The following is a 23,466-nucleotide window of genomic DNA, read 5'->3' as shown; positions in this document are numbered from 1 at the left end:
CTCCAGGGGCCGAGGAAGCCCCATCATAGAGACGGCCGCCTATTTCATCACGGCGACCTCCACGCGCCGCGCCCTCGGGTCTTCGCCCGCCACGTTGGCCTCCGCCACCTGCGGTTTTTCCAGCACGATGCGATCCTGCGCAATGCCGGCCGCTTGCAGTGCATCGCGCACGGCAAAGGCGCGCTGCTTGGCCAGCTCTTCGTTCGTGGCCGTGTCGCCGGTCGCGGAGTGGAAGCCGGACAGCGTGACCCTGGCGGTTGCGTCCGCCTTCAGTGCGTCGATCACCGCCCCGAGCGCCTTCGTGCCGTCGTCCGAAACGGCCTTCGAGCCCACGGCGAACAGCACTTCCGCGCTGGCGCTGCCCGATGCGGCCGGCGCTGTCGGTGCGGCGGGTGCAGCCGGCGCCCCCGTGGCGACCACCGCCCGCACCTTTGCCAGCTCGGGATGGTTGGGCAGCATGCTCTGCCCGTACAGCGGCTTGTAGGCACCCTGGTGGCAGGTGGCGCAGTTGATCTTCGGAGAATAACCGCCCGCGCCCAGGCGTGCTGCAGGAAATGTCGGCGCCAGTGGGTCGAGGTAGTTGAGGTTGAGGTCGCGCGCCATGCGGATGCCATACCAGGCGGTGGCGCGCGGTGGCGTGCTCGTCTCCCAGTCCGCAAACGATCGCGTGTTGTGGCAGTAGGTGCAATTGACGCCCAGCGATTCCGACATGTGCACCATCAGCCCGTAGGTCCACTCGGTCTGCTTGATGGAAATGCGATTGCCGTTTTGCAGCGCCTCGCCACCGACCACGCGGATGTTGTTCGCTTGCTGAAGGAATGGCGTGAACGGGTCGTAGGGCAAGGCCGTCATGCCGCTGGTGGGCAACGGCGTGTTCTGCCCCGCCTTGTTGCCGGAATAGGCGGCCTTTTGCGACGGGCCGACGGTCCATGTGTTGGCCGGCACCGGCTGCCCGCGGTGGCAGGTGTAGCAGGTCACACCCGTGTCGGCGACGTGGTTCTTCCAGTCGGCGTTGATGTGCTGCGTCATCTGCAGCATGCGGCGGGCGACCACCTTGGTGTAGAGCGCGTCGGACGCCATGTCGTTGCCGGCATGGCAATAGGTGCAGCCCTGTTGCGGCGCCACCCATGCGGTGATGGACACCATCAGGCGGCTGAACTCGCCCACGCTCAGGTCGTTGAGCACCTTCACGTTCTGGAAGGTCTGCCCAGCCGTCGGACCGACCGCGGGCATCGGCGGCGTGTCGGGTGGCAAGCCGTTGATGGCGGCCTGCTGCTGCACGCTGCGCGGGTTGTAGATCTGGTCCATGCCGGTGCCGCGAAAGCCGCGCTGCACCGCGTCCACCGGCGGGCGTTCGAAGCAGCCCACCAGCAGCGCCAGCGCACCGAGCGCAACGCACCATCTCACCCCTGTCGAGTTCGTCATGGCTTGACTCCCTGCAAGGTCGCGGGGTCGATCACCGGCGCGAACACGGCCGGGTAGACCGGCGCCACGTGATGCTTCACGGCCCACAAATACCAGTTGTCGACGACCGTGCCGGTCAGGAGGATGCCGATGCCGCCCACCAGCGGACACAGCACCGCGAACCACCAGGCCCAGCGATGGATCGACTCCATCGTCGCGTTGAAGCCCATGCACCAGCGCCAGAACAATGCGGCGCGTTCCGAGGCCGTGCCACGATCGACGATCTGCTCGATCTCGCGCTCGCCGCCAAAACGACTCACGGCCAGGATCGTCGCGCCATGCATGGCAAACAGCAGCGTCGAGCCGTACAGGAACGCGATCGACAGCATGTGGAAGGGGTTGTAGAACAGGTTGCCGTAGCGGATGGAGAAGGCGGCTGTCCAGTCGAGGTGCGGAAAGATGCCGAAGGGCACCGCCTCGCCCCAGCTGCCCATCAGGATCGGGCGGATGAAGCCCAGCACCAGCATCAGCCAGATCGCCGATGCAAAGGCCCACGCCACGTGCGTGCCCATGTGCAGCGCCCGCGCGCGCCGGTACATGCGAAACCACCACAGCAGCACCGACGAGGTCATGAAGAAGCCCGCCATGAGCCACCAGCCGCCCTCGTTCAAGGCCGGAAAGAGCTTGAGCCCGATGGATGGCGGCGGGGGCTCCAGCGCAAGCCAGGGCAGTTGCCGCACGAACTGCACCGGGTCCCAGTTGACCGACGCGAGCATGTTGAGCCCGACGATCTCGAAGGCGATGAAAAAGCAGATGAGCGAAGCCAGCCCGAGCCAACCGAGGTAGATCGGCCCGATCTGCGCATCGCCGATCTTGCCCAGCCAGTGCCAGTGCCCTGGCGGGCCTTCGCGCTCCTTGTTGCCCCATTCGAGCGGCACGCCTGCATACGAAGGCGCCACGGCTTGCACGCGGGTAAAGATGTTCTGGTATTCAGCCATCAGGGTCTCCTCGGGCTGGTTTGACTTGTTATCGCCAGATGGGCAGGTTGAGCCACCAGGTCCACCATTCGGGCCAGCCGCGCGTCCAGAACGGGCCGCTGATCACGATGCAGACGGCGCTCCAGAACGCTGCGGACAACGCAAGGAAAAGGCCGAGCCGATGAATGCCCAGCGTGCCGATCGAATAGCCGATGGTGTCGCGGAAAAAAGTGTTCTCGTGCTCCGCCGTCTTCACCGTTTCACCCTCGCCCGGATTGGTGGCCGACAGGATCAGCGCGCCGTGCAGCGAGAGCGCCATCACGGTCGTGAAGAAGAAACTTACCGCCAGCATGTGGGCGGGGTTGTAGTGAAAATGCAGGTACTGGTAGCCGGTGTTCGATACCCAGTCCAGGTGGCTCATGATCCCGTACGGGAAGCCATGGCCCCAGGCGCCCATCAGCACCGGCCGGATCACTTCGAGCGTGACATACGCAAGGATGGCGAACGAATAGGCAAAGGGCACGTGATAGCCCATGCCGAGCTTTCGACAGATCTCCACTTGCCGCAGCGCCCACGAGACGAAGGCGCCAATTGCACACACCGTGATGAGTTGCCACAAGCCGCCCTCGAGCAGCGGCGCCATGCGCAAGCCGTACTTGATGTCGGGCGGCGCGATGTTGATCTGCCAAAGGTTCCACGTCGGCCCCTGCGATGCGCCCCACACGATGAGCAGCGTCCCCACCGCCGTGAAGAACACCGTCGTCACGCCGAAGAAGCCCACGTAGAAGGGCCCGACCCAGAAGTCGAAAAGGTCGCCGCCGGTCAGCGTTCCGCCGCGCACGCGGTACTTTCGCTCGAAGCTCAACATGGCCATGATGCGTTCTCCGGTCAGGACGGCTGCAAGCGGCCGCACCCTTGCCTCTGTGCTGGAAGCAGCCAGGCGGGACCCTTGTCGGGCCGGCACCCGGCTGCGTGTCGAGCAACCGCCGGCTATTTGCCCGTCGGTGCTGTAGCAGGCGCTGGCATCGGCGCCATCTGCGCCGAAACCGGCGCGTTCTTTCGCGGCCCTTCGAGCCAGTTGAAGCGGTCGGTGCTCAGCAAGATGAAATGAATCACCAGTGCCAGCACGAACAGGAACGTGAACAAGGCAATCAGCGTCCTGCGCGGATCGAAAATCAACCAGATTCGCCACATGTTTTGACTCCCTATGCGTTGAATCCGATGGACAGTGCCGCCAGCGCCACATCCTTGGCATCGTTGATGACGGACGCATAGCCACCCGCACCGGGAAGCCATGGCCGCCATTGCCACACCAGGAAGTGCGCCACGACTGCGATCAGCGTGAAGATGATGAAACTGGTCATGAAGATGCCGTGAAACTCCTTGGCTTCCTGCTCGGTCAGACCGGACAAGGAGCCACCTCGATCTCTAGGTTCCATAAGTTCTCTCCAGTTCGGCCTTGCGGCCACTTACCGCGCACGTCCCCCGCGGCGGGGATTGCTGCGACCGAAGCCGCCGCAACTTCTTCGGCGCGCCGGACGGCTCGCCAGGTTCTGTGTTCGCTCGGCCCCAAGCGCTTTGGGTCACGCGGTTCATGCGGGCTCTCCCTGATTCAACGCTGCACGTGAACGCGCCACGCGATCTGCCGTCACGCGCGGCTCGCCAGCTTTTCTTGCGTCGCGTTCGGCGCGGTCGCGCAGGCGCTTGGCGGCGGAGATCTGCACGAGAACCGGCTCGGAGTCGACGAGTTCGCCGAGCAACTGTTGCGCGTCGGGATCCCATTCGCTTTCTTCGCGTGGGTCCACGCGCGCGAGCGTCGCATCGACACGATCGAGCTCGGTGCCCAGCGGCAGGATGTGGAACAGCGCATCGAAGAGCGCGTTGCAGAACTCCTGCACGATGTAGGTGGCGCCCGCGTAGCCCATGAAGGGCGTGCCGGTGTGCCTTCGGATGATCGGCAGCGGGAAGGATGCCGGGATGAAGCCCGTCTTCATCATCCCGCCGCCACCGACTTCGGCGAGGTAGATGCGTTCGTTGTAGCTGCCGTACAGGACCAGCGGTGTCTTCTCGTGCACGAGGCGTCGCGTCTCGGTATTGTCGGTCTTGGCACCCGCACGGCGCGCGACCGCGAAGTTGCACGGCAAGCCCATCTCGTCTTCGAGGAAGTGGCGAATACCGCGCGTGTAGGTTTCATTCGCGACGACGCCGAAGCTCGCCGTGCCGAAGAAGTCCTGCGTGACGGAGCGCCACAAGTCCCAGATGGGCTTGATAGTGCTGTGCTTCTCCTGCGCGATGAAGGGCTCGGGATCGAGCTTCAGCAAGGCGCCGAGCGAGCGCAGGAATTCGGTGGTGCTGTGCAAGCCGATCGGCGCCTGCAGATACGGGCGCTCCAGCGCCTCGCACAGCATGCGGCCGAACTCGCGGTACATGCAGATGTTCGCGTCGGCCTCGACCAGCCGCGAGACGTCGGCCAGGTGGCTGCCGAGTGGAAACACCATGTTGACCTCGGCACCGATGCCTTGCACCAGCCTGCGTATCTCGGCCAGGTCGCTTGGCGCATTGAAGGTGCCGTAACTCGGACCGATGACATTGACGCGCGGCTTTTCGCCGACCGGTCGATCCGCAAAGGGCTTGCGTGCCGGCACGTGCTTCACGCCATATTCCGACCAGAGCCAGTACATGGCGCGGTTGGCGCACTGCCATTGGTCTTCATCGATGGTGCGCGGCAGGAAGCGCTGGATGTTGGTACCCGAGGGCGTGACGCCGCCGCCGATCATCTCCGCGATGGAGCCGGTGACGACGACCGATGGCAAGTCGGGGTCGAGCGTGGCGTGCGCGCGGCGCATGGAGCCTTCCGTGCCTTCGCGGCCAAGTTGCTCTTCGGCCAGGCCCGTCACGACGATGGGCAGTTCATGCGGCGGCAATGCGTCGGTGTAGTGCAGCACGGAGGTCACCGGCAGGTTCTCGCAACCCACGGGACCATCGATGACGACCTGCAGGCCCTTGATGGCCGTGAACACATACACGGCACCCCAGTAGCCGCCCGCGCGATCGTGGTCGAGGACTAGCATCTCGATCGCTCCCAGGCGCTTTTCGGGGAATGCGGACGTGTGAAGGTGATAGCGGGGGCGGGGGTCCAAGGAAGGTATTGGCGAAGCGACCCGAAGCGCGCGCAGCCTGAGGTGTTCATATCATTTCCTCCGCCTTGCGTTTTTTCTGTGCCTTCAACACTTGGCGGCGCGTGTCTGCCTTGAACTCCGGGCGGTCTTGCGGGACACCGTGCGCGGCTTCCCACACGCCTGCGCTGTGGCCGGAGCCTGCGTCGCCAAAGAAGGCCTTCATCTTCTCGAAGCGCTCCTTGTTGCCGATTGCCGCGTTGATGACCGTTGCAAGAGAACCTGCGCCCGCGGGTCCCATCAGCGGACGCGCCGAGATGAGATTGGTGAAATACAGCGCCGGCGTGCAAAGCTCCTTGGCGGCCTGAACGACCGGTGTCGTGCCGATGGCGAGGTCAGGCTTCCACTCATGCATCGCCGCAAGGTCCTGTTCGAGAGAAGCACGGAACTGGACGTGAACGCCCTTCGCTTCGAGCCACTCGCGGTCCGCATCGCTCCATGGCGTGCGTGGGCAGGCCGTGCCGACATAGCGCAGGTCGGCGCCGCTTTCCATCAACAAGCGGCCGACGAGCAACTCGGAACCTTCATAGCCGCTGAGCGTGATGCGGCCCTTGATCGGCATCTTTGACAGCGCGCCGCGGATCGCGGGCAGCATCATGTTCTTGACCGCATCGATGCCGGCCTGCGGCACGTTTGCGGCGACTCCGATTGCCTGAAGCCATGCCTCGGTGCCGTCGTGTCCGACGGGTGCCGAGCCCACGATGCTTCGTCCGGCAGCGTCGAACTCGCGAAGGCTCGCCGTGTAGAACGGATGGATGGCAGCAACGGCGACGCAATCGAGCGCCGCATACAACTCGCGCCACTCGCGCGTCGGCACCACCGGCCCGGCGGCCAGGCCCATCGGTTCGAGCATGCGACCGATGATCACCGGATCGGCCGGGAACATCTCGCCGAGCAAAGTGACGGTCGGCTTGGTGGCCTTGCCGGTGCGCGGCGCCTGTACCGGGCCGGCGAGCACTTCCGACCTGGCGTACTTGAGCATCGCGCCGGCCAGCACGTCCTTCGCTTCTGCATGCGTGGGCACGCCAAAGCCCGGCACGTCGATGCCAATGATGCGCACGCCGTTGATCTCCCTGGGCAAGATCTGCAGCGGCACGCCGCTCGCGGTCGGCACGCACAGGTTGATGATGACGATGGCGTCGTAGTGGGCGGGGTCGGCCTGCTGATGGACCGACTCCCGGATGTCCTCGAACAGCTTGCCCGTGACCAGTGTCTCGGAGTTGAAGGGCACATAGCCGACGCTGCGCCTGGCGCCGTAGAAGTGCGAGGTGAAGGTCAGGCCGTAGACGCAACAGGCTGAGCCACACAGGATGGTGGAGGTGCGCCGCATGCGAAGGCCCACGCGCAGCGCACCGAAGGCCGGGCACATGCTCTGCGGCTGGTCGTGCGGGCCGGCCTTTTCGTCGCGCGGATAGTCCTTTGCGTAACGTTCCAGCGTTTCGGATTTTCCGGCCGACTTCGCAGCCGCGAGCATCGCGTCGCCGCCCGAATGACAGCCCATGCCATCGCGCTGGATCGCAGCCGCATTGATGATAGGTATCACCCCCTCATCCCTGCGAGCCGGTATTGCTCCCTCGCCCCTGCGGGGAGAGGGCTGGGGTGAGGGGCTGGCGTCACCACCAACTGGCGTACCCGTCGCAGTCATGCCCTCACCCCAACCCTTTCCCGGAGCGAGAGCGAGAAAGGGACTTCACGCCTCGTCATAGATCACCTCGAGCGTTTCCTTGACGACTTCGCGCTTGCCGCACATGTCGAACTGCGTGGCCGGCTCCAGCACCACGTTGCGACCCACCGTGTCCGCCGCGAACAAACCCAGCAACTGGTCCTGCGTCATCGGCTTGGGCCGCACGGGCAATGAGGTGCCCACGTTCTGCGCCAGCTGCTCGAACATCGGCCCCCAGGCGCCGCCCGGCACGCCGATGATTTCGTAGCTCGCGCTCTTGCGGCGGATGTCGTCGTTGGCCGGAATGACCGACAGCACCGGAATGCCGACCTTCTCCGCGAACGCCGATGCTTCGCCCGTGCCGTCGTCGCGATTGATCACCATGCCCGCCACGCCCACGTTGCCGCCGAGCTTTCGGAAGTACTCGACGGCCGAGCACACGTTGTTGGCGACGTAGAGCGACTGCAGGTCGTTGCTCGCGACCACGATCACCTTCTGGCACATGTCGCGTGCAATCGGCAAGCCGAAGCCGCCGCAGACCACGTCGCCCAGGAAGTCGAGCAGCACGTAGTCGAAGCCCCACTCGTGGAAGCCCAGCTTCTCGAGCAACTCGAAGCCGTGGATGATCCCGCGCCCGCCGCATCCGCGACCGACTTCAGGGCCGCCGAGTTCCATCGCATAGACACCATCGCGCTTGAAGCACACGTCGCCGATGGCGACTGCCTCGCCGGCCAGCTTCTTCTTCGACGAGGTCTCGATGATGGTCGGGCACGCCCGCCCGCCAAAGAGCAGCGAGGTCGTGTCGCTCTTCGGATCGCAGCCGATGAGCAAGACCTTCTTGCCCTGCTGCGCCATCATGTAGGAGAGGTTGGCCAGCGTGAAGCTCTTGCCAATGCCGCCCTTGCCGTAGATCGCGATGATCTGCGTCTCCTTCGTGGGCGGCGCGGTGGACACCGCGTCGGGTTCGACAGCGGCTTCGGCGCGCAGCATCGTCTGCTGCATGAAGCGGACCGGCGTCCCCTCGGGAATGACGTGGGCTGTGGTCATTTGCAGCTTCTCCAATCGAGAACCATCTTCAGACAGGCAGGATCACCGAAGGCCATTCGATAGGCGCTGTCGGCCTCGGTGGCATCGGCGCGATGGGTGATGAGTCCGTCCAGGGGCAGGCGGCCCGATTCGACGAGGGCCTTCACCGCGACGAGGTCTTGCGGCTGCCACTGAGCCGCAATGCGCAGGCGTGCCTCGCGCATGAATGCCGGTGGAAAGTTGAAGGACAAGGGCTCGTCGTAAAAGCCGGCGAGCACGATTTCGCCGCCCGGCGCCAGCCGCGCGATGAGCGTGTCGAGCAAGGACGCATCGCCGCTCACGTCGCAGATCGATCGATAGTCGCGTCGGGAATCCCCTGAAGGATCGATCACTTCATAACCAAGTGCGCCTTCGCGCCGTCGCGCGTTGGTTTCCCAGACCACGGGCGAGGCGCCCGCGCTGACCGCGATGCGCGCGACCATTCGTCCGAGCACGCCATGGCCGACGATCAGGTCCGGTTGCTGCCCACACGCGGCGGCGCTCACGTGGTGAGCAGTGGCCGCCAGCGCCAGCAGCACGCCTTGCTCTCCGAAGCCCGCATCGAAGGCCAGCGTTCGCGCGCCCGGCAACACGACGGTGGACGCAGCGCCGCCAAACAATCCCCTGACTTCGCCAAAGCATTTGGCGCCCGGCACGAAGACGCGATCGCCGGCGCGCGCGCCCGAGTCCTTGCCGGCCGAGGTGACATGCCCGACCGATTCGTAGCCCGGCACCAGCGGATAGCCCATGCCCGGAAACTGCGGCATGCGGCCGTTCCACAGCAGGCGTTCGGTGCCGGTGCTGATGCCGCTCCATTCGATGTCGACCACCACGTCTTCATCGCCGGGCTCGATCAGGGCGAGTTCGCTGAGCGCGAGCTGCTGGGGCTTCTCGAAGACGACGGCGAGGGTGTTCATGCGGGCACGCTCCCAAGGCAAGACCCGCTCGCACACCGGGGTTGTGCGCCGTTCGGTCGAACCTGAAGTGTCATGTTTTATTGACTTCTTTATCTGTCTGGTTTCAATTACACTCCCGAACCGGGAGCGGATGCAATAGGCGTTCGTGCAACCAGAAGACTTGTTTGCAGCGGCATGCGCGTCGGAACCGGGCGCACGCACTCGAAGCCGGCCGCGTGCAGGAGTGACCGCAGGGCTTTGGCCGTGCGTGGACGGCCACGGCCCATCGCCAACAGATAGAAGCCGAAGTACGCATTGCCCATCGCCTGCGCGCCGGGCGTGCCAGCCATCGGCTCGGCCAGCAAGAGCGTGCCGCCGGGTGTCAACGCCTCGCGTACCGCACGAAGAATCCGAAGGGCTGCTGCATCGTCGTGGTCGTGAATGACGCGAACGAGGCTGGCCACGTCAGCCCCTTTGGGCAACGCATCCGAGAGAAAGCTGCCACCGACGATCTGCACGCGCCCGCCCACGTCGCTTGCCGCGCATCGTGCGCGTGCGCGATCGGCCACGGCGGGTAGGTCGAAGAGCACGAGCCGAAGGCGGGGCGCGCGCGTTGCCGCACGCAGGACGAAGGCGCCCTCGCCACCGCCAACGTCCAGCAGGCAGCGGTGCCTTGAAAGCGGATAGGCGTCGAGGATCTCGTCGGCCACCAGGGGCTGCGACGCCGTCATGAGCGCGCTGTACGCCTGCACGCTTGCCGCAGTCAGCGCGCCCGGTGCCGGCGCATCGGCATACGGCCAGTAGCGCGCCAGCGAGGATGACGATGTCTCTTCGCCGCGAAGCAATGCAACAGGATCGCGCAGGTCGGCGTAGAGCGAAGCGTGGTGCTCGATCATGGCCGTGATCGCAGTGTTTCCCACCATCGGCGCACCCAGCGTGCCCAAGCCGAAGCGCCCGCCGCCACGCGCCTCGACCAGCTTGAGCGCCTCGGCCGCGGCAATGAGGCGCTCGGTGGACGCCACCGGCAAACAGAGCCGAGCCGACAATTCGCCGATCGTCTGCGGGCCTTCTGCAAGGGTGTCGAAGAGCCGCAATTGCACGCAGGCCAACAACACCTGCGAATAGACGAAGCCGGCCACCAGGTTGAACAGTTCGCTCGCCCGCTTGCGCGCGATGGGCGCAGTGAGCGGAAAGGCCGCAGCCGCGCGCTGGAACGAACGGCTCGCCAGCAGGCGATCGCGCCATGCAAGCCAACGGTCGCGCATGCTGCGAGCACCGCTTGGCGTGGCGGACATCGCCTGCATGCTCAAGTCCTTCACGGGCCCCGCATCGTCAGGCCGCCGCGCGCAGCAGATCGGCGACGACCGGCGCCCGTGGCACCAGGCGCTCGGATTCGCCCCGCACCAGCGCACGCAGCCCATCGGCGCCGAGGCACTCGGGCACGGCATCGATCGCGCGGGCCACGAGTTGGTCGAAATACGCAATGGCGCCTTCAAGGCCCAGTTCACTCGCGGTGCTCGGGCGCAGCAAGGCCAGGTCGCGGCCAACGGGTTTTCCGAGCTCGCGCGGATCGCCCACCACATCACGGATATCGTCGGCCGCCTGGTAGGCCTCGCCCAACCAGTCGCCGAAGGCACGCCAGGGCCCGGGGTCCGCGCCGGCGGACTGCGCACCGCCCATCGTCGCGGCCGCGAACAGCGCGCCGGTCTTGGCGCGCTGGTAGTCGCCCAGGTCGATGCGCGGCTCGCTTTCCCAGGCTTGTCCCGCGACGGCGCCGAAGGGCATCCCCACGCTGGTCGCGACCGTCGCCATGAGCGGCGGCAGGCGAAGCGGCGAGTGCGCTGCCCCGGCCGCGAGCGTCTGGAAGGCCAGGATGATCAGGGCATCACCGGCGAGCACAGCCAGGCTTTCGCCCCAGGCGTACTGCACCGACGCCCGGCCCCGCCGCGTGGCGGCGTTGTCGAAGCACGGCAGGTCGTCGTGCACAAGGGATGCGCAATGCAGCAGTTCGATGGACGTGGCCGTCGCGTCCGACAGCACGGGGTCGTCGTCTCCGCAAGCGGCGGCCACCGCAAGGCACAGTCGGGGCCGCACGCGTGCGCCGCCCGGGAACACGGCGTGCCGCACGGCCCCGGCCAGCTTCGGCGGGCATCCAGGCGCCTCGCCCATCGAAATGGCCATGGCCAGGGAGTGTTCGATTCGAGTGAGCGGTTTCATGGGCGTTGGCCTTTCGGTTGGAAGCTCCGGGCGGATGTCATTTTTGATAGTCACTTTATAGTGTCATGTAGAATAGACACATGACAGCGCAGCGTCAACCGGCAGTCATCGACAAGGTCATCGCAGGGCGCAGCGACCGGGTCGTGGTCGTGGGTGCCGGTATCGGTGCCATGGCGGCAGCGCTGGAACTGGCCGTCGCAGGGATGGAGGTGTTGGTCCTGGAGCGCGCGCGGCACCCCGGCGGCAAGATGCGCAGGGTGTGGGTGGGCGACACCCCGATGGATGCGGGGCCTACCGTCTTCACGATGCGCTGGGTATTCGATGAGCTCTTCGCACAGGCCGGCGTGCGCCTTGAAGACCAAATCCCGCTGCAGCGGGCCCACGTGCTGGCACGCCACGCATGGGACGAGTCCGCACGGCTCGACCTCTTTGCCGATGTGAAGCAAAGCTGCGAGGCCATCGGCGACTTCGCCGGGGCGGGTGCGGCGAACGGCTACCGCACCTTTTGCGCGCGTGCGCGGCAGATCTACGACACGCTCGAAAAGCCCTTCCTGCGCGGCACGCGCCCCACTCCGCTGTCGCTCGTCGGGCGCGCCGGGCTGCGCGGACTGCCGGCGCTGATGGGCATCTCGCCTTTCGCCACCTTGTGGAAGGAACTTGGCAACTATTTCCAGGACCCCCGGTTGCGCCAGTTGTTCGGCCGCTATGCGACCTACTGCGGCTCCTCGCCCTGGCTGGCGCCGGCCACGCTGATGCTGGTCGCGCATGTCGAGCAGGAAGGCGTGTGGCTGGTTGAAGGCGGCATGCATCGGCTCGCGCAGGCGACGGAGTCGCTTTGCCTCAGCCGTGGCGCGCGCTTTCGCTACGGCGCGCACGTCGAGGAAATCGTCTGCCGCGACGGCCGCGCGACTGGCGTGCGACTGGCGGGCGGCGAGCTCGTTAAAGCGGGCGCGGTCATCTTCAACGGCGATGTCGCAGCGCTCGGACAGGGCCTGCTGGGCAGCGCCGCAGCAGCCGCGCAACCGGCCAGGCCAGGCGCATCGCGGTCCTTGTCCGCTATCACCATCAACCTGCTCGCTCCCACCAGCGGCTTCCCGCTGATGCGCCACAACGTGTTCTTCTCGCGCGACTACGCGGCCGAGTTCGACGACATCTTGCAGCGCGATCGCTTGCCAGCCGAGCCGACCGTGTACGTGTGCGCGCAAGACCGCGGCGACGACGCCGATGCATTCACACCCGGCGGCCAGGAGCGCCTGCTCTGCATCGTGAACGCGCCTCCATCCGGAGACACGAGAACCTTCACCCAAGGGGAGATCGAATCATGCCAAGCGAAAGCCTTCGGCCAACTGGCGCGTTGCGGTTTGCAAGTGAATTGGGCGAAAGACGCGTCGGTGACCACGACGCCCAACCAGTTCGGGCAGATGTTTCCGGGCACGGGCGGCGCCTTGTACGGACAGGCCTCGCACGGCTGGGCGGCATCGTTCAGCCGGCCGGGGTCGCGCACCCGCTTGCCGGGCCTCTACCTGGCGGGCGGCAGCACGCATCCGGGGCCGGGCGTGCCGATGGCAGCGTTGTCCGGACGGCTGGCTGCGGCCAGCTTGATGGAGGACCGCGCTTCGACGCGCCGGTCGCACCCGGTGGCTACGCATGGTGGTACGTCGACGCGCTGAGCGACGACGGGCAATGCGGGCTCACGATCATCGGCTTCGTCGGAAGCGTTTTCTCGCCCTACTACACCCGCGCGCGGCGCAAGGCAGCCGCCGGCGCTGCGGATCCGCTCGACCATTGCGCCATCAACGTTGCGCTCTACGGCCGTTCACGCAGCACCAACCAGTGGGCGATGACCGAACGTGGCCGCGAGTGCGTGCACCGCGGCCGCACGGAGCTTTGCGTGGGACCGAGCCAGATGCGCTGGACGCGCGATGCCCTCGTCATACGAATCGACGAAGTCTCGGTGCCCTGGCTGGCGCGATTGCGCGGGGAGATTCGCGTCTATCCATTGGCCTTGTTGCAGCAGTCGTTCGCGCTGGACGCCGCGGGAATGCACCGCTGGCGTCCGATTGCTCCCTGCGCGCGCGTGGAAGTGGCACTGCAACGACCGCGCATGGCGTGGCAGGGCACAGGCTACTTCGATTCAAACGAAGGCGACCGGGCGCTCGAGCAGGACTTCGTGCGCTGGGATTGGTCGCGCGGAACGACGAGCGACGGGCGAAGCTTCGTCTTGTATGACGTGGCGCGGAAGGCGTCGGACGACCTCGCACTCGCGCTGCAGTTCGAACCTTCGGGAAAGATCGTCCAGCGCCGCGCACCGGCAACGGCGACGCTTGCACGCAGCGGCTGGCGCATGGATCGCCTGACGCGCTGCGACGACGGTGGATCGGCCCAGGTCAAGCGCACGATGGAAGACGCGCCCTTCTATGCCCGCACCCTGGTCGACACGCAGCTTTTTGGCGAGCGCGTGACCTGCGTCCACGAAAGTCTTGCGCTCGAACGCTTTGCTTCGCCCTGGTGCCAGTGGATGCTGCCCTTTCGCATGCCGCGCATCGCACGCTGAGGCCGTCAATCGCGGTCAGTCTCGTCCTTGTGTGTTTGCTTGTCGCGCCGCAGGCGACAAAGCTCCCACACCGCGAGGCCGATCACCACGCCGATGCCGCCCAGGAACTCCAGCGTGATGATCAGGCCGGCGCTCAAGTCACAGCCTTCCGCGGCATTTGCGCAAGTACTCAGGCGCGCATCGGCGGGCGGATGGCCCGGGCCCGCTCTTGGCGTTCGAGCCGGTCGAACAGATCGATCAACCACACGACACGGCCGTCTGCTACATGCGCGAGTTGCTGTTGCTGCTGCGGCCCGGTTTCCGCCACGGCCTCGACGAGAAAGCGATTGGCCGGTAGAACGGGCCACCGATGCGCCGCACGCCGCGGACGGATCGCGAGCAGCGCGCGCGCCAGCGACCAGGCCTTGCGTGAAGCCGGCACGACGGCGCGTTGCGCGATCGAATCGAAGCCCGATTTTTCCACCACCCAGCCGATATCCGCATACAGGAAGCGGGCCGCATTGATGCCGGGACGGCAGGCCAGGGGCAGCTCCGCCACGCCTGCGTCAACACGCCGGTAAAGCACGTCCGCCGCCTTGAGGAGACGGCAGATCACCGAACCCAGTGCCGGCGTATGCGCGGGACGCGCCAGCCACGCTTCAGGATCCATGCCGGCCTCGCGCATCCATTCGCGCGGCAAATAGAGCCGGCCCATCGCGGCGTCCTCGCCCACGTCGCGCGCGATGTTCGACAGTTGCATGGCCACACCGAGATCGCAGGCGCGCGCGACGCCATCGGCCGAGCGCACGCCCATCAGCAAGGCCATCATCGCGCCGACGGCGCCGGCCACGCGCGCGGCGTATTCGCACAACTCCTCGAAGCTCTCGTACCGCCGGGCCGACACGTCCCACTGGAAGCCTTCGATCATGGCCTCGGGCAGCGCGCGTGGAATGTCGAAATGTGCAACGACCGCGGCCAGCGCGCGGTCGCAGGGCCTGCCGATTGAGGCAATGGGCGCCGCCCGGTCGTAGGCGCGCGCCAGGCGATGGCGCAGCATTTCGACGGCGCCCTGCTCGTCGTCGCCATCGTCCACCGCATCGTCGGCCATGCGACAGAAGGCATAGAGCGCACAGGCGGCGTCGCGCACTTCGCGCGGCAGCAGCAGCGATGCTGCGAGGAAGGTGCGCGAGCCCTGTCGCAACGATGCGCGGCAGGCCGCGATGTCGGCAGGCTCGATGCGCGTGCGATCCTGGGCGCGCACGACGTCATGCAACGCGGCGACGGGCAATTGAATTTGCATGAGGCACCACCGTATCGAGGATGCGGGCCGACGACAGCACGCCGGGCAAGCCGGCGCCGGGATGGGTGCCTGCACCGACGAGGTACAGGCGCTCAAGTTCTTCGCTCTCGTTGTGTGGACGAAACCAGGCGCTCTGGCGCAGCACGGGCTCCATGCCGAAGGCGGCACCGCGAAAAGACGACAGGCGGTCCTGGAAGTCCTGCGGAGTGAACACACGCGAAGTGGCAAGGCAACGGTCCAGGTCGGGCAGGAGCGTCGCCTGCAGGCGTTGCTGGATGGCAAGGCGATAGGGTTCGGCACGCGTCGACCAATCGGTTCCGCTTTGAAGGTGCGGCACCGGCGAGAGGGCGTAGAACGCGTCGCAACCGGGCGGCGCCAGCGAAGGATCGGTCGCAGTCGGCCGATGAAGGTACAGGCTGAAATCGTCCGCAAGCAACTTGCGCTCGAAGATGTCTTCGAGGAGTTCGCGATAGCGCGGGCCCAGCGCGATGGTGTGGTGCGCGATGCCAGGGTACTGGCGCCGCGTGCCGAAGTACCACACGAACAGGCTCATCGAATAGCGCGCCTTCTCGATCTTGCGATTGGTCCAGCGCTTTCGGTGCTCCGGCGCGACCAGGTGCCGATAAGTGGTCGCCGAGTCTGCATTCGAGACGACGACATCCGCGCGCAACGCTTCGCCGTTCGAGAGTCGAACGCCTGTGGCCGCGCCGTCCTTCACCGTGATCTGCGTGACGGCCTGGCTGCAGCGCACGCTGCCGCCCTGCCCTTCGATCAAGCCCACCAGGCCCTTCACGAGGCTGCCGGTGCCGCCCATCGCGAAATGCACGCCCCATTGCCGTTCCAGGAAGGCGATGAGGCAATAGACGGACGTGGTCGCAAAGGGATTGCCACCAACCAGCAGCGACTGGAAGGTCAGCACCACGCGCAGGCGCGCATCGCGTACGTGCTTGCAGGCAAGCGAATAGACCGTCCGGTAGCCCTCCAGCTTGACGAGCTGGGGCAACGCCCGCGCCATGTCCCTCCATGTGCTGAAGGGCACATCGCCGAGCTGCTCGAAGCCGACCTTGTAGATCGCCTCGCTGGCCGCGAGGAAGCGCTCGTAGCCCGCCACGTCATCGGGTGCCAGCCGCGCCACTTCGGCACGCATGGCAGCAGCGTCGCCCGAATAGTCGAAGCTCGTGCCATCGTCGAAGCGGATGCGATAGAAGGGCGACACCGGCCGCAGGTAGACGTCGTCGGCCATCCGCTTGCCGCAGAGTTCCCACAGCTCCTCGAAAAGAAAAGGCGCGGTGATGACGGTCGGCCCGGCGTCGAAAGTGAAGCCGTCTTGCCGGAAGACGTAGGCACGCCCACCCGGTGCGTCAAGCTTTTCCAGCACGGTCACGCGATAGCCACGTGCACCCAGGCGCACGGCAGCGGCCAGGCCGCCGAAGCCGCTACCGATCACGATCGCCTGCGGCGGCTCCCCCACGGGGCGCGCTGACCGCACGCGCGGCAGCGGGATCCGCGATGCCCCTACTGGAGTTGTCAACATGTTGCGCATAATATGAGTGTCAGGTTAAATTGACAACATGGTCGATCCGGCACTGGAACTGCGAGACCTCGCTTGCGTGCGCGGCGGCCGGGTTTTGTTCAGCGCATTGCGAATTGCGGTGCCACGGGGGCGCCTGCTGCGCGTGACCGGCGCCAACGGTGCCGGCAAGACCAGCTTGCTGCGCATGGTCTGCGGCCTGCTGCGGCCTGCGCAGGGCGATGTGTTCTGGCAGGGCACGCGCATCGGCGCGCTGCGGGAGGAATTCCATCGGCAGCTCGCGTACATCGGGCATGGCGCAGCGCTGAAGGACGATTTGTCGGCCGTGGAAAACCTGCTGGTCGCATCGCGGCTGGCGGGTGCCAATCCTTCTCCAGGGCAAGCACTGGACGCGCTGGAAGCCTGCGGCTTGCGGGGATTTGCGCATGCGCACGCGCGCAAGCTGTCTCAGGGTCAGCGAAAGCGCGTGGCACTTGCACGGCTCGCGCTGTGCAGCGACGCGATGCTGTGGGTGCTCGACGAGCCCTTCGATGCGCTCGATGCGCACGCTTCAGATGCGCTCGCACAGCTTGTGGCCAGGCACGCGGGCCGCGGCGGCGTCGTGCTGCTGACCAGCCACGCCACGGCGCTTCCCCTGCCGGCGACGCTGATGCCCATGGAGCTTGCGCTGTGACCGCCATCGCCCTGCCCGCCGCAGCACCGAACGAAGCCGGCGTGTTGCGCGGCGTGTGGTGCATCGCCATGCGCGATGTGCAACTCGCGCTGCGCCGGCGCACCGACAGTGCGGCCGTGCTCTTCTTCTTCGTCATCGTCGTGAGCCTCTTCCCGCTCGCGATCGGCCCGGAGCCCGCGTTGCTGCGACGCATGGCGCCAGGCGTCGTGTGGGTCGCGGCCTTGCTCGCGTCGATGCTGTCGCTGATGCGGATGTACGCCGACGATCTCCAGGACGGCACGCTCGAGCAGCAATTGCTGTCGGCGACGCCGCTGGCGTGGCTGGTCCTTGGCAAGGCGTGCGCGCACTGGTTGTGCTCCGGCTTGCCGCTGGCGCTGATCTCCCCGCTGCTGGCCCTGCAACTGGGCCTGCCGGCTGCGGCCATGGCCGTGCTGGCCGCGTCGCTGCTCATCGGAACGCCGGTGCTGAGCCTCGTCGGTGCCATCGGCGCCGCGCTCACGGTGGGTGTTCGCGGTGCGGGTGTGTTGCTGTCGCTGCTGGTGCTTCCGCTGGTGGTGCCGGTGCTCATCTTCGGCGCTGGCGCGGTCGATGCCGGCAGCTCGGGCGGGGGCACGGTCGGGCATTTCTCGCTGCTGGGCGCCATGCTGCTGCTGGCGCTCGCCGGTGCGCCGCCTGCCGCCGCCGCGGCACTGCGCATCGCGTTCGAATGATGAAGGAGGCACCCATGGCGCTGATGTCCACTTCGCCGCTGCCGCGGCCCGGCGCGTCATCGATCAACTGGTTTGCGTATTCATCGCCACAACGCTTCTATCCGCTGGCGGGCAAGCTGATGATCGCGTCTGCCATCCTTGCCGCGCTGCTGGGCGTGGTGGGCCTGGTCATCGGCCTGGGCATCGCGCCGACGGATGCGCAGCAGGGCGACGCTTATCGCATCATCTTCGTGCACGTGCCGGCCGCGTGGATGTCGATGCTCATCTACGTCGTCATGGCCTTCTGGGCCGGCATCGGCCTGGTGTTCAATGCGCGACTGGCATCGATGTTTGCGCGGGCGCTGGCGCCCACGGGTGCGCTCATGACCTTCCTGGCGCTGTGGACCGGTGCGCTGTGGGGCAAGCCGACGTGGGGCGCGTGGTGGGTGTGGGACGCACGGCTCACGTCGGAGCTGATCTTGCTGTTCCTCTACATCGGCTTTCTCGCGCTGCACGGCGCCATCGACGACCTGCGACGGGCGGACCGGGCGGCTGCGCTGCTCGCACTGGTAGGCGTGGTCAACGTGCCGATCATCTATTTCTCGGTGAAGTGGTGGAACACCTTGCACCAGGGCGCATCAGTGAGCTTTTCAAAAGCTCCCAGCATCGCGACGCCGATGCTCACGGGGATGCTCGTCATGGTGCTTGCGGTGTGGCTTTACTGCATCGCGATTTCGCTGGCGCGGCTGCGAACGATCATCCTCGAGCGCGAGCGAGACACAGCCTGGGCGCGCAGGATCGGGGAGGCCTCATGAACTGGAGCAACCCCGCGCAGTTCCTGGAGATGGGTGGCTATGGTCTCCATGTCTGGGGCGCCTTCGGCATGACGGCGTTGGCCGTCGCCGTGGAGATCGGCCATGTGCTCGTGCGCCGCCGCCAGTTGGCCCGACGCGGACCGGGGGAAGGCGCGTGAAAGCCAGGACGCGTCGCGGCCTGTCGATCCTCGCGGGCCTTGCGGCGCTGGCGGTCGCCAGTGCATTGGTGCTCAATGCCTTTCGCGGCAACCTGGTGTTCTTCTTCAGCCCTTCGCAAGTCGCCGCCAGGGAGGCGCCGCACGGGCGCGGCTTTCGACTCGGCGGCCTCGTCCAGGAAGGCAGCCTCCAGCGCTCGGCGCAGGGCCTCACGGTGCACTTCGTCATCACCGACCTGGCCCGGCAGGTCGCGGTCGTCTACACCGGCCTGTTGCCCGACCTGTTTCGCGAAGGCAAGGGTGTGGTCGCGCAGGGTCGACTCGGCGTGGACGGTGTTTTCTACGCCGATCAGATCCTGGCCAAGCACGACGAGAACTACATGCCACCCGAAGCCGCCGATGCGCTGGACAAGGGCCGTCGCACCTTGCAGGCCGCGCAGCCATGATTCCTGAACTCGGCCACCTTGCACTCGTGCTGGCGCTGTCGATGGCGCTGGTGCAGGCGTTTTCGCCGTGGGTGCGTTGGCAACGGGGCGGCGAATGGGCAGCGTTCGCCCGGCCTGCTGCGCAGGCGCAGTTCGTTTTCGTCGTGCTCGCCTTCGCCGCACTCACGCAGTGCTTCCTTCAGAACGACTTCTCGGTGCTGTATGTCGCGCAGCATTCGAACTCCGCGCTGCCGACCGTCTACCGCGTCACGGCGGTGTGGGGCGGCCACGAGGGTTCGATCCTGCTGTGGACCTTGATCCTTGCGGGATGGACCCTGGCGCTGAGCGTGTTCTCGCGTCGGCTCGACGAGGCAACGCTCGCCTGCACGCTTGGCGTGATGGGCATCGTCAGCAGCGGCTTCCTGCTCTTCACGCTCTTCACCTCGAACCCCTTCGAGCGATTGCTGCCTGCCGCGCCCGACGGCCAGGACCTGACTCCGCTCCTGCAAGACCCGGGCATGGTGATCCATCCTCCCATGCTCTACATGGGCTACGTCGGTTTCGTGGTGGCCTTCGCGTTCGCCGTGAGCGCGCTCGCCACCGGCCGGCTCGATGCGGCGTGGGCGCGCTGGTCGCGGCCGTGGACAACCATCGCGTGGTGCTTCCTGACCTGCGGCATCGCGCTCGGCAGCTTCTGGGCCTACTACGAGCTCGGCTGGGGCGGCTGGTGGTTCTGGGATCCGGTGGAGAACGCGTCGCTCATGCCCTGGCTGGCCGGCACCGCGTTGATGCACTCGCTGATGGTCACGGACAAGCGCGGTGCCTTCAAGGCATGGACCGCGCTGCTGGCCATCACGACCTTTTCCTTGTCGCTGCTCGGCACCTTCCTCGTTCGCTCGGGCGTGCTGACGTCGGTGCATGCCTTTGCGGCCGACCCGAAGCGCGGGGTTTTCATCCTCGTCTTTCTCGCGCTCGTGACGGGCTCGGCGCTCACCCTCTTCGCATGCCGTGCGCCAAAGGCGGGGCGCGGGGCCTGCTTCGAGCTGGTGTCGCGCGAATCAATGTTGCTCGCCAACAATGCACTGCTGCTCGCGGCCTGCGCGGCCGTGATGCTGGGCACCTTGTACCCGCTCGCCATCGACGCACTGGGTCTGGGCAAGTTGTCGGTGGGGCCACCCTACTTCCAGGCGGTGTTCGTGCCGCTGATGGCGCCGGCGCTGTTCCTGATGGGCGCAGGGCCCATCGCGCGCTGGCGGCAAGCGGCGGCAGGCGACCTGGCACGCCGGCTGCGCTGGGCCCTTGGCGTGAGCGCGGCGACCGCGTTGCTCGCACCCTTGGCGCTCGGCCGGTGGACGCCGCTGGTCGGCTTCGGCCTGATGCTGGCTGCGTGGATCACCGCCACCTGCATGCTCAATTTTCTGGAGCGACTGCGCGCGCATCCGTCGGCCGGCTGGTTCGCGCGCGCAAGGTCGCAATCGGGCAGCTACTACGGCATGCTCGTCGCGCACTTCGGCGTGGCGGTCTTCGTCGTCGGCGTGACGATCGTCGGTGGCTTCGCGGTTGAAAAGGACGTTCGCATGGCGCCCGGCGAGAGTGTGACGCTGGGCCGCTACAGCATCCGCTTCGAGGGCGTGCGCGAACGGAAAGGGCCGAACTACATGGCGGTGCAAGCCACCCTGGCCGTGGCGCGCGATGGCCTGCCGCTGACGACACTTTCTCCCGAGCGGCGCCTCTACACCGCGAGCGGAACGCCGATGGCCGAGACCGCCATCGACCATGCCTTCACACGCGGCATCTACGCCACGCTCGGCGAGCCCGTCGGCCCCTTGGCCTGGGGCGTTCGCGTGCAGTACAAGCCCTTCATCGGCTGGATCTGGGGCGGGTGCCTGCTGATGGCGATTGGCGGCCTGATGGCCGTGGTCGACCGTCGCCGGCGCATGGTGCCCAAGGCCGTGATCGACCCGCGGACCGCACCGTCGCGGCCGACCACGCCAACCGTCCTGGCGCGGAAGGTGCAAGGTCCGACATGAAGCGCTTCGCACTGCCCCTTGTTGTGTTCTTCGTGCTGATCGCTTTCATGGCGGCGGGCCTCACACTGCATCCGCGCGAAGTGCCTTCGCCGCTCATTGGCAAGCCGGCACCCGCCTTCAGCCTGCCGCTGCTCGACGCGCCAGGACGCGCGTTGACCGCGAACGACCTGCGCGGCCAGGTCTGGGTGCTGAACGTCTGGGCTTCGTGGTGCGTGGCGTGCCGACTCGAGCACGAGGTGGTGCGCGACCTGGCCGCGGCCCGCGTCGTCCCCATCTACGGCCTCAACTACAAGGACAAGGCTTCCGATGCTGCGAACTGGCTGCAGCGCCTGGGCAATCCCTACGTTGCGTCCTTGTCAGACTCGGACGGACTCGTGGGCATCGACTTCGGCGTGTACGGCGTCCCGGAGACCTTCGTGATCGACAAGCAAGGCGTGATCCGCCACAAGCTCGCAGGTCCGCTGACGCCGCAAGCGCTGCGCGAGACCATCATTCCGCTCGTGAGGAAACTCAATGGCTAAGACAACGCAACGAATGCTCGCCACCTGGACCATGGCATTGGCGATGTGCATGGGCAACTCAGCGCACGCCGTGGAGGCCTTGCCCCTGGCAGACGACCCGGCGCTCGAGACGCGCGTGATGCAGGTCGCGGAAGAGCTTCGCTGCCTCGTCTGCCAGAACGAGACGCTCGCCGCGTCGCAATCGGCGCTGGCCGCAGACCTGCGCAAGCGGATCGGACGGATGCTCTCGGAAGGTCAGTCGCGCCAGCAGGTCCTGGATTTCATGGTGGCCCGCTACGGCGAATTCGTTCTCTACAAGCCGATGTGGGAATTGCGCACGCTGGTCCTGTGGATGGGCCCGTTCGCCTTCCTGGTCGGTGCGCTCTTGTCGCTCTTTCTCGGCCTGCGCAAACAAGCTGGCAGTGGAGCGCCCGCCGACCTGAGCGATGATGAACGCTTGCACGCGCAAGCCCTCCTTGAAGACGGCGCGGGCGTGAAGTGAACTTGCTGTTTTGGTGCGCGGCCGCCGGCATGACGGTGATGGCGTGGCTGTTGCTCGTCGTGCCGCTGCGAAGCCGCGGTGTGGAAGCATCCCACCCCGCATCCCCGGGAGCGGCAAGCCTCCTGGTCCTGCAGCAAGCACTGCTTGACCTGAACGCAGAGTTCGCAGCCGGGCGGATCGACGCAATGGAACGCGATCGCTGCCGCCGTGAAATCGAGCAGCGTGTGCTTGCGGACGTTGCGGGACACAAGTCGTCGGTGCTCTCGCGGCCATCACGAACGTCGATCGCAGGGCTCGGGCTGGCGATCGTTGTTTTTGCTTTCGCCGTTTATGGCTATCTCGGCAAGCCTTCCGCCCTGCAGCCAAGCCGCATGGATGCCGCTTCAACCGCGGCCGCGCAAGAAGCGGAAGCCCGTGCAGCCGAATCCATGCTCGACAGCATGGAGCAAAAGATGCAAGGCCAGCGCGCCGGCACGGTCGACGCGGCCGGCTGGGCGCTCGTCGCGCGCTCCTACGCGGCACTGAATCGCTTCGACAAGGCCAGCAGCGCGTTTGCACGCGCCCTTTCCGTCGCGCCCGACGATCCGGTCTTGCTCGTGGACCAGGCGGATGTGCTGGCCATGTTGCAGGGCGGGAGCACGCGCGGCGAGCCGGCAAGACTCATCCAGCGGGCGCTCGGGATCCAGCCGCGCCATCCCAAGGCGCTTGCCCTGGCCGGATCGGATGCCTTCGAACGCCACGACTTCGCCGCAGCCATCGACTTCTGGACCCGGGCACGCGAGCAAGTGCCGACGGGTGCGTTCGCAGCCAACATGGACGCGCAACTTCAGGCTGCCCGCGCGGCGATGGGTTCCGGTCAGTAGCGCTTCGACCGGCAGGGGATCGAGACGGTGCTACAGTTCGCCGCGCTCCGAA

25 protein-coding genes are annotated in these 23,466 nt (G+C 66.6%); 11 read left to right on the top strand and 14 right to left on the bottom strand.

The genetic code is table 11. The features are described 5' to 3' along the window. Positions 1-39 precede the first annotated feature (39 nt). The 11 genes from pufC to QTI66_RS16645 all read right to left on the bottom strand — a co-directional run bounded on the left by pufC (position 40) and on the right by QTI66_RS16645 (position 11,398). The gene (pufC, locus tag QTI66_RS16695) at positions 40-1,425 is read right to left on the bottom strand and encodes a photosynthetic reaction center cytochrome PufC (RefSeq protein WP_286560951.1); all 1,386 of its coding nucleotides are present in this window, start codon (positions 1,423-1,425) and stop codon (positions 40-42) included. Further along, positions 1,422-2,402 (bottom strand): photosynthetic reaction center subunit M, encoded by a 981-nt coding sequence (pufM, locus tag QTI66_RS16690; protein ID WP_286560950.1) that lies wholly within the window; start codon positions 2,400-2,402, stop codon positions 1,422-1,424. Before pufM ends, pufC begins: the two co-directional genes overlap by 4 nt. 28 nt (positions 2,403-2,430) lie before the next feature. Further along, positions 2,431-3,255, bottom strand: a complete 825-nt coding sequence (gene pufL, locus QTI66_RS16685; RefSeq protein ID WP_286560949.1) for a photosynthetic reaction center subunit L — start codon at positions 3,253-3,255, stop codon at positions 2,431-2,433. Positions 3,256-3,371: 116 nt separating this feature from the next. Then, a complete protein-coding gene (pufA, locus tag QTI66_RS16680; RefSeq protein WP_286560948.1) occupies positions 3,372-3,575 on the bottom strand; it encodes a light-harvesting antenna LH1, alpha subunit in 204 nt (67 codons plus the stop codon). A gap of 11 nt (positions 3,576-3,586) precedes the next feature. After that, positions 3,587-3,793, bottom strand: a complete 207-nt coding sequence (gene pufB, locus QTI66_RS39905; protein WP_286560947.1) for a light-harvesting antenna LH1, beta subunit — start codon at positions 3,791-3,793, stop codon at positions 3,587-3,589. 180 nt (positions 3,794-3,973) lie between these two features. Continuing rightward, complete coding sequence (gene bchZ / locus QTI66_RS16670) at positions 3,974-5,452, bottom strand: chlorophyllide a reductase subunit Z (protein WP_286560946.1); 1,479 nt, start codon at positions 5,450-5,452, stop codon at positions 3,974-3,976. A gap of 115 nt (positions 5,453-5,567) precedes the next feature. Further along, positions 5,568-7,100: a chlorophyllide a reductase subunit Y gene (gene bchY / locus QTI66_RS16665; protein ID WP_286560945.1), complete on the bottom strand. Its 1,533-nt coding sequence runs from the start codon at positions 7,098-7,100 to the stop codon at positions 5,568-5,570. Between the two features lie 147 nt (positions 7,101-7,247). Beyond that, the gene (locus tag QTI66_RS16660) at positions 7,248-8,267 is read right to left on the bottom strand and encodes a chlorophyllide a reductase iron protein subunit X (RefSeq protein WP_286560944.1); all 1,020 of its coding nucleotides are present in this window, start codon (positions 8,265-8,267) and stop codon (positions 7,248-7,250) included. Beyond that, on the bottom strand, positions 8,264-9,202 hold the full coding sequence (gene bchC / locus QTI66_RS16655; protein WP_286560943.1) for a chlorophyll synthesis pathway protein BchC: 939 nt from the start codon (positions 9,200-9,202) through the stop codon (positions 8,264-8,266). The genes QTI66_RS16660 and bchC overlap by 4 nt, the downstream gene beginning before the upstream one ends. 107 nt (positions 9,203-9,309) lie before the next feature. Beyond that, positions 9,310-10,485, bottom strand: coding sequence for a methyltransferase (locus QTI66_RS16650; RefSeq protein ID WP_286560942.1), 1,176 nt, complete (start codon positions 10,483-10,485; stop codon positions 9,310-9,312). A 28-nt stretch (positions 10,486-10,513) separates the two neighbouring features. Then, positions 10,514-11,398: a polyprenyl synthetase family protein gene (locus tag QTI66_RS16645; protein ID WP_286560940.1), complete on the bottom strand. Its 885-nt coding sequence runs from the start codon at positions 11,396-11,398 to the stop codon at positions 10,514-10,516. Between the two features lie 80 nt (positions 11,399-11,478). Between QTI66_RS16645 and crtD the strand changes: the two genes are divergently transcribed. Then, a complete protein-coding gene (gene crtD, locus QTI66_RS16640; protein WP_286560939.1) occupies positions 11,479-13,068 on the top strand; it encodes a 1-hydroxycarotenoid 3,4-desaturase CrtD in 1,590 nt (529 codons plus the stop codon). Then, a complete protein-coding gene (locus QTI66_RS16635; RefSeq protein ID WP_506555396.1) occupies positions 13,065-13,952 on the top strand; it encodes a carotenoid 1,2-hydratase family protein in 888 nt (295 codons plus the stop codon). Before crtD ends, QTI66_RS16635 begins: the two co-directional genes overlap by 4 nt. 5 nt (positions 13,953-13,957) lie before the next feature. Here the strand turns inward: QTI66_RS16635 and QTI66_RS16630 are convergent, their stop codons facing one another. Genes QTI66_RS16630 through QTI66_RS16620 form a run of 3 tightly spaced genes read right to left on the bottom strand, consistent with a single transcriptional unit; the run spans position 13,958 to position 16,720 of the window. Continuing rightward, positions 13,958-14,089: a hypothetical protein gene (locus tag QTI66_RS16630; RefSeq protein ID WP_286560937.1), complete on the bottom strand. Its 132-nt coding sequence runs from the start codon at positions 14,087-14,089 to the stop codon at positions 13,958-13,960. Between the two features lie 32 nt (positions 14,090-14,121). Continuing rightward, positions 14,122-15,231 (bottom strand): phytoene/squalene synthase family protein, encoded by a 1,110-nt coding sequence (locus tag QTI66_RS16625; protein ID WP_286560936.1) that lies wholly within the window; start codon positions 15,229-15,231, stop codon positions 14,122-14,124. After that, complete coding sequence (locus QTI66_RS16620) at positions 15,197-16,720, bottom strand: phytoene desaturase (RefSeq protein ID WP_286560935.1); 1,524 nt, start codon at positions 16,718-16,720, stop codon at positions 15,197-15,199. Before QTI66_RS16620 ends, QTI66_RS16625 begins: the two co-directional genes overlap by 35 nt. A gap of 82 nt (positions 16,721-16,802) precedes the next feature. Between QTI66_RS16620 and ccmA the strand changes: the two genes are divergently transcribed. Genes ccmA through ccmI form a run of 9 tightly spaced genes read left to right on the top strand, consistent with a single transcriptional unit; the run spans position 16,803 to position 23,414 of the window. Further along, positions 16,803-17,435 carry a cytochrome c biogenesis heme-transporting ATPase CcmA gene (gene ccmA / locus QTI66_RS16615; protein ID WP_286560934.1) on the top strand — a complete coding sequence of 211 codons (633 nt, stop codon included), beginning with the start codon at positions 16,803-16,805 and terminating at the stop codon, positions 17,433-17,435. Beyond that, a complete protein-coding gene (gene ccmB, locus QTI66_RS16610; protein WP_444815010.1) occupies positions 17,432-18,145 on the top strand; it encodes a heme exporter protein CcmB in 714 nt (237 codons plus the stop codon). Before ccmA ends, ccmB begins: the two co-directional genes overlap by 4 nt. A 14-nt stretch (positions 18,146-18,159) precedes the next feature. Continuing rightward, positions 18,160-18,939, top strand: coding sequence for a heme ABC transporter permease CcmC (ccmC, locus tag QTI66_RS16605; RefSeq protein WP_444815009.1), 780 nt, complete (start codon positions 18,160-18,162; stop codon positions 18,937-18,939). Next, complete coding sequence (gene ccmD / locus QTI66_RS16600) at positions 18,936-19,097, top strand: heme exporter protein CcmD (protein ID WP_286560933.1); 162 nt, start codon at positions 18,936-18,938, stop codon at positions 19,095-19,097. Before ccmC ends, ccmD begins: the two co-directional genes overlap by 4 nt. Continuing rightward, the gene (gene ccmE / locus QTI66_RS16595; protein WP_286560932.1) at positions 19,094-19,540 is read left to right on the top strand and encodes a cytochrome c maturation protein CcmE; all 447 of its coding nucleotides are present in this window, start codon (positions 19,094-19,096) and stop codon (positions 19,538-19,540) included. The genes ccmD and ccmE overlap by 4 nt, the downstream gene beginning before the upstream one ends. Beyond that, complete coding sequence (locus QTI66_RS16590; protein ID WP_286560930.1) at positions 19,537-21,549, top strand: heme lyase CcmF/NrfE family subunit; 2,013 nt, start codon at positions 19,537-19,539, stop codon at positions 21,547-21,549. Before ccmE ends, QTI66_RS16590 begins: the two co-directional genes overlap by 4 nt. Next, complete coding sequence (locus tag QTI66_RS16585; RefSeq protein ID WP_286560929.1) at positions 21,546-22,070, top strand: DsbE family thiol:disulfide interchange protein; 525 nt, start codon at positions 21,546-21,548, stop codon at positions 22,068-22,070. The genes QTI66_RS16590 and QTI66_RS16585 overlap by 4 nt, the downstream gene beginning before the upstream one ends. Next, positions 22,063-22,551, top strand: coding sequence for a cytochrome c-type biogenesis protein (locus tag QTI66_RS16580; RefSeq protein WP_286560928.1), 489 nt, complete (start codon positions 22,063-22,065; stop codon positions 22,549-22,551). Before QTI66_RS16585 ends, QTI66_RS16580 begins: the two co-directional genes overlap by 8 nt. Next, entirely contained in the window at positions 22,548-23,414 is an 867-nt protein-coding gene (gene ccmI, locus QTI66_RS16575) for a c-type cytochrome biogenesis protein CcmI (protein WP_286560927.1), read from the top strand. The genes QTI66_RS16580 and ccmI overlap by 4 nt, the downstream gene beginning before the upstream one ends. Positions 23,415-23,466: the final 52 nt, after the last annotated feature.

Origin of the sequence: Variovorax brevis (genome assembly GCF_030317105.1) — a bacterium.
In the GTDB taxonomy this organism is placed as follows: domain Bacteria; phylum Pseudomonadota; class Gammaproteobacteria; order Burkholderiales; family Burkholderiaceae_C; genus Variovorax; species Variovorax brevis.
Note: the sequence above shows the minus strand (reverse complement) of the source record. Positions and strands in the feature narration are given on the sequence as shown.